The 6,000-nt window shown below is 67.4% G+C and carries 3 protein-coding genes and 1 pseudogene; 2 read left to right on the top strand and 2 right to left on the bottom strand.

Annotated features, from left to right (window positions below):
• A pseudogene (locus FED44_RS27350) lies at positions 1 to 184 on the top strand (flavodoxin-dependent (E)-4-hydroxy-3-methylbut-2-enyl-diphosphate synthase); the annotation flags it as partial.
• 64 nt (positions 185 to 248) lie between these two features.
• Here FED44_RS27350 and FED44_RS27345 read toward each other — a convergent pair.
• Both FED44_RS27345 and FED44_RS27340 read right to left on the bottom strand, forming a co-directional pair.
• Positions 249 to 1,694 (bottom strand): MFS transporter, encoded by a 1,446-nt coding sequence (locus tag FED44_RS27345; protein WP_138462516.1) that lies wholly within the window; start codon positions 1,692 to 1,694, stop codon positions 249 to 251.
• Between the two features lie 70 nt (positions 1,695 to 1,764).
• The gene (locus tag FED44_RS27340) at positions 1,765 to 2,262 is read right to left on the bottom strand and encodes a PaaI family thioesterase (protein WP_138462515.1); all 498 of its coding nucleotides are present in this window, start codon (positions 2,260 to 2,262) and stop codon (positions 1,765 to 1,767) included.
• 1,504 nt (positions 2,263 to 3,766) lie between these two features.
• On the opposite strand from FED44_RS27340, the gene FED44_RS27335 reads away from it, so the two are divergent.
• Positions 3,767 to 5,764: an ATP-binding protein gene (locus FED44_RS27335; RefSeq protein WP_167521613.1), complete on the top strand. Its 1,998-nt coding sequence runs from the start codon at positions 3,767 to 3,769 to the stop codon at positions 5,762 to 5,764.
• Positions 5,765 to 6,000 lie beyond the last annotated feature (236 nt).

Genomic DNA, 6,000 nt, shown 5'->3' with positions numbered 1-6,000 from the left:
CGGCGTCGCCTCGGGCAACGGCAAGGGCCAGATCTTCGTCAGGGGCGAGGTCATCAAGACCGTGCCCGAGTCGCAGATCGTCGAGACCCTGATCGAGGAGGCCCTGCGCCTGGCCGAGGAGATGGGCATCGATGTGGACCTCGACGACGACGAGGCCGGCGGCCCCGAGGTCGTCGTCCGCTGATCGGCGGACGACGAGCCACGGGCGGCACGTCGACACACGCCCGCTAGGTCCACGACGACCAGGCTCAGGCAGGCCGGGTCACCCGGGCCAGCCTCATGATCAGCACGGCGGCGAGAAGAAAGGCCGCCACCTCGAAGAGCAGCCCCCGCATGAGCCCGTCGCCGAGCTCGGAGAGCGACGCGGGCCCGCTCTCCGAAACGGAGAACAACAGGCCCATGACGACCACGCCGAGCGCGCCGCCGACCTGCTGAACGGTGGACAGCAGGCCCGACGCCGCTCCCGCGTGCGCCGGCTCGATCCCGGCGAGGGCCAAGGAGAGCAGCGGGGCGATGACCAGCCCCATCCCTATCCCCGTGATCGTCAGAGGGCCCAGCATCCAGACGGGCAACGCCGATGTGCGGGAGAGGGCCAGCGGAAGGAGCATCGACGCCGTGCCGGCGCAGCAGAAGGCGATCCCGGTCAGGACGGTCCGGCGGGCGCCGATGCGGGGCACGAGCTTTCTGGAGTAGGAGGACGACGCCATCGCACCCACCGCGTAGGGCGTGACGCTGACGCTGGTCCAGAACGCCGACATGCCCAATCCTCCCTGCAGGACGAGCGCGTAGTAGAGGAAGAAGCAGATGGCGCCGCCGAAGAAGACCAGGTAGAGCAGGACGCTGGCGCGGAACCCGCCCTCGCGCCACAGCTGCAGGGGCAGCAGCGGCTCCGCGCCGCGCGCGTTCAAACGCCGCTGCGCGAACGCGAACGCCGCGAGCAGCAGAGGGCTGGCCGCCAGCATCACCCAGCCCCACAACGGCCAGCCCCGGCCGCGGGCCACGGTGAGCGGAACCGTCAGCGCCAGGAGGGTCAGCACGACGAGCACGACGCCGGCCCCGTCGATCCGCCGCCGGCCGGCCGCCCGGTCCGCGGGCACGAGCGTGTGCCGTACCAGGAGCACCAGGCAGACGGGCACGTTGACGAAGAAGATCAGCCGCCAGCTGAGTCCGCCTGGGTTCCAGGCGATCGCCACGCCGGCGATCAGGGGTCCGATGATCGTGGCGATCTGCATGACCGCGCCGAGCAGGCTCAGCGCCGACATCCGGCGCGCCTGCGGGACGGCGACCTGGATGGTCGCGACGACCTGCGGCGAGAGGAGGGCGGCAGACGCGCCCTGCGCGCCCCGGAAGACGATGAGTTGCAGGGGATCCTGCGCGACGCCGCAGGCGACCGACGCGAGCAGGAAGCAGACGGTGCCGACGACCACGAGCAGCCGCCGGCCGTGGATGTCGCCGAGCCGTCCCCCCGTGACGAGCAGGGAGGCGTACGCGATCTGGTAAACCGCGATCATGAGCTGGACCTCGCCGAGATCGGCGCCCAGGTCACGCTGGATCACCGGGCCGGCCACGTTCATGATCGAGACATCGGCGAGGACCATGAAACTGGCGAGCATCACCAGCCGCACGGCCGATCGCGTGCGTCGGTCGTACTCCGCCCGGTCGTCCAGGGAGCCGGCCGCCGATTCCGTGACCATCCTCACTCCAGTCCCGATAGAGGAGAAATTCCAGCAGAAGAGAAAAAGGAAGCGTCGTCGCCGTCCGGGATCAGTCCCGCCGGAACCTGCGAATCATGAAAGTACCGGTTCCGTGCACGCAGAGTCTCGCGTCCGCTGTCCGGATTTCCGCGCTCGCGGTCGTGATCGTGTTACCGCGGTGCACCACGGTCCCCTCCGCCAGGACCTTGCCGCCGTCGATCAGCAGCGGACGCACATAGTGGAGGCTGAGTTGCAGCGTGTTCACGTAATGGTTCTCCGGAAGCACCGTCAGAACCGCGGTGGTCAGCGCGGCGTCCATCAGTGCCCCCGCCAGTCCTCCATGTGCCGTCCCGGCATTGTTGCTGTGATATTCGGCCGGGACCACGGAAAGAACCGCCCGCCCTTCCTCGGCCAGTTCGCCTGCGAAACCGAGAAGCTCTCCCATCGGGGGTTTGGGCAGCTCACCGCGGAACATCGCGCGTACCGCCTCCAGGCCGCGCATCGTGAATGTCGCCTGTCCCGCGAGTTCCGGATCGGCCCACGAAATGGTACGAATGCGCTCGGCCATGGTTCAGGCATGCCTCTCTCCCCGGTTCCGCCAACCCTTCCTACCATACCGCCTGTACGGTGGGAAGGCCTGGCCGCAGGGGGTGCATACCATGTCGTCCGGGCCGGGTGGATCGTATTCCACGATACGCCGGCAAGGGGCTCGATACGAATCGGAACGGCAATCAACGGGGCATCGGACTCGCCAAGGAGCCGGTGTGCGGCTCATTCCCCCGGCGTCTCAGGGCCCGCAGTCGCCTGACCGCCTGGTAAGCGCCGGTCTTCTGCGGATACATGGCATGCAGAAAAAGCGGATGCGACAAATCAACCCCCGGGAAATCCTCCGCCATACGAACATGGCTTTTTCAAAAGTAGATGCGCACGCAGACGAGTGTCAACGTCGTCGCCTTAGCAGTAAATTGTCATTTCCTTCCGTCGGCCGGCGAGCGCGACGGGCGCGTGCCCGGGGACGCCCCCCGGGTGTCCCGGACCCCCGGCGTCGGGCTGGGCGACCAGGCCATCGGCGGAATGGCGGCGGGGAAGCGGATCTCGACAGTGCGCGGGGACCGCCCGTAGGAGATCTCGCAGGTAGGCGGCGATCGGCCGCCCGTGACTTCGGTGGCGTCCTTGACCGCCCCGCCCCGCCCACGCCCCAGTCGGCCGACACCGTGCACGAAACGACATCAAGTGTGCAGAAAAAGACAAGACATCGAGGCCCGTCCCTTGCACGCTGGTTGCAGCGGATACCCGGGAAGCCGTCGAAGCGGATCGTTGCCAGGATGAAAAGGGCTTGCTGTGCCCATCTTCGCGCCTCGTTACGGCCTGAACGCCGACCTGGCCAGGGGCGAGGTCCTGTCGTCCCACACCGGCCTCCATGGTGTCGCTGTCATCGATCGTGTACGTGCTCTCCTGGGCGGGACGCCGATTCTGAAACGTTCGCTTGTCGCTTTCTGGCAACGATTGACTGATTCCAATCATTTGTGCAAGGTTGTCCATACCACGGGGAGTGATTGCGGGTGCTGCATTCGCCCGACGGGGGCTGTGCCGGATGATGCCATGCCGCGCGAACTGGTATCGGCTGTCATTTATCGAGTATCCCTGTAGTCCGAAAACGGGCGGACGTCTGTCATCTCCCGAGAAGTCGCAGGTGAGCCAACAGGAGATCCCGGGGACGATCTCATGCTTATCCAGGTAGTGGACGAACACGGATGCACGGATGACTGGGCGGCGTCATGAGCGGAGGCGCCTCGACGATGCCCTACTGGCTGCCCGCGATCGTGGGCAGGAAAAAGGAGTTGGCCGTTCTCAAGAACCTCATAACGGGCTCGAGAACACGTTTCGTTACGGTGACGGGGCCGCTGGGGGTCGGAAAATCACGTCTGGCCTTGGAGTGTTTCTCCGAAATCGCCCCGCGTTTTCCCGGCGGCGCCTACTTCTGTGATTTCACCGAATCGCATGACACCGGGCGCCCCGAGCGGTCGGTGCTCGCCGCGGTTCCGGAGGGGTGGCCTGGTGATCGTGCCGACATGGCCTGGGACGCGTTCAAACGCGACTGCGGGAAAGGCCCCCGCCTGCTCGTGCTCGATCACTGCGAGACGGCCGGAGAGCCTCTTCGCGCGCTGGTCGCCGAACTGCTCGCGTCCTGTGCCGATTTGAACGTGATCGCCTTCAGCAGGGAGCCCCTCCGCGTCTACGGCGAGTTCCTGTTCCGGTTGGCGCCTCTGGCCACGCCGCCGCGCAGCGGCAGTTTCATCGAACTCGCGGGAGCGCCGTCGGTGGAGTTGTTCCTCGACATCGCCCGAGCCGTACGCCCCGAGTTCCAGCTCAACGAGGCGAACGTCCGCAGCGTCGCGGGGATATGCCGGGAACTGGACGGCCTTCCACTCGCCATCACGATGGCGGCGGCACGTACCAAGATCCTCGGCCCGAACAGCATCTACGCGGGCGTCCGTGAGGACGTGAACGACCTGTCGGGCGATTCGGCCGGAACTTTCGCCACCAAGTACGCGGACCTACGGTCGGCCACCGAGATCAGCCTCTGCGGAGTCTCCGCCCGAGAGCTGACGATACTCTCCGACCTCACGGTGTTCTGCGGCTCCTTCAGCCTCTCCGCCTCGGCGGCTGTCATCGGAGCCGGGGAGGAGTCGTTCCACCGGCAGATGGAAAGCCTGCTGGACAAGAACCTTCTTCTCACCATCGTGCGTCCGGACGGAGAGCTCATGTTCTCCATGCTGCAGACCACGCGCGACCACCTCCGCAGGCGGGGGAAGGGCGCCGGCGCAGGGGCCAGGAGCCGCTACATCTCCTATTTCCGCGGGCTGGCGAAGACGGCCGCCACAGCGTCGGGTGAGAAGCGGCAGCAGTGCCGTGAGCAGCTCGTCCAGTCACGCGAGGACGTCATCCAGGTCTGCCGGATGCTGATCGATCTGGCCGATCACTCGCGGGCCGTCGGGACGCTGCACCTGCTCCGCGACTGTTCCAGGAACGCGATGCACACCCGGGACGAGCGGGGCATCCTCGACGAGGTGCTCCGCCGGGGGTCCCTCACGGATGCGGAAAGGGCGCGGGCCCTGCGCCTGCTGGGCGAGATCGAGAGCGAGGGCGACCCCGACCTCGCGCACCGGAGGGTGCTGGACGCGCTCGCGATCTCCACCGGTCTGCCCGACGCGGACGAGGTCGCTCGCTGTCATTCCCTGCTGGGCAGGGTCGCCCTGGTGAGGGGAGACCTGCGCGGCGCGGAAGCCTGCCTGAGCAGGGCGACCAGCTCGGTTTCGGCCACCAGGAGCTACCGCCACGCCCTCGAGGATCTCGCACGGGTCCACCTGTACGCGCAGAACGCGCACATGGCCCAGGTGCTCGGAGAGAGGGCCCTGCGGGCGAACCTCGACGCGGGAGACCGCCCGGGCGGCGCGCTGTCCCTGTTCGTCCTCGCGGAAGTGGCGGCGGACGCCGGAGAGGTGGAGCGGGCCAGGGAACTCCTGACGCGGGCCCTGTCCCTGCTCAGCTGGCCGGAGGACCGCGAGGAGTTGATCATCGGGCTGGAGCTGCTGGCCGCCGTACTCGCCCGCACGTCCAAGACCGTCGAACAGTGGCGGCAGACCGCGAAGGTCCTGGCCGCGATCATCGACGCCCACCGCGACGATGAGCATCCGGTGCCTTCCCGCAGGCGGGAGAGGGTCAATGAACTCGCGGACAAGGCGAAGCAGGCAATAGGTCTGTCCGGCTTCAAGGAGGAACGCGATACGGGGATGCTCTCGACCCCCGCCGAGGTGTTCGCGGAGGCGCTCTCAGGGCTGCTGCCGGAGCACGATCGGGGCGCGTCGTCGCAGCGATGTCACGCACCGCTCACCGACCGGGAGTTCGAAGTGGCCAAGCTCGTGTCCCAAGGCTTGACGAACCGGGAGATCGGCCGCGAGCTCGGTATCGCCGAGTGGACGGTGGTCAACCATCTACGCAAGATCATGAAGAAGCTCGACTGCTCATCGCGGGTGTTCGTCGCGAAGTGGGTTCTCGACACCGACTAGCGCGGAATGCCCGCCTGCGGACAGGAGCGCCAACCGATGGAGAGGAGCTTCCGGGGGACCCGCCCGGCGCGGTGGGCTACGCCCTCTGGCCGCGGTGCGCGGGCGAGGAGGTCAGGAGAGATCGATACGGGGGTGGAGAGGATGCTTGGCCAGAAGATCGGCGGCCCGCGCGTGCCACCTGAGCGGCGATCCCGTCGGTCGGGACGTATTCGGCCTTGGACGGCTTTCCGCCGGCT

It is taken from the genome of Microbispora triticiradicis (assembly GCF_005864065.1).
Taxonomy (GTDB): Bacteria; Actinomycetota; Actinomycetes; order Streptosporangiales; family Streptosporangiaceae; genus Microbispora; species Microbispora triticiradicis.
The sequence above is the reverse complement of the archived record's forward strand: the minus strand, read 5'-3'. Positions and strand labels throughout refer to the sequence as shown.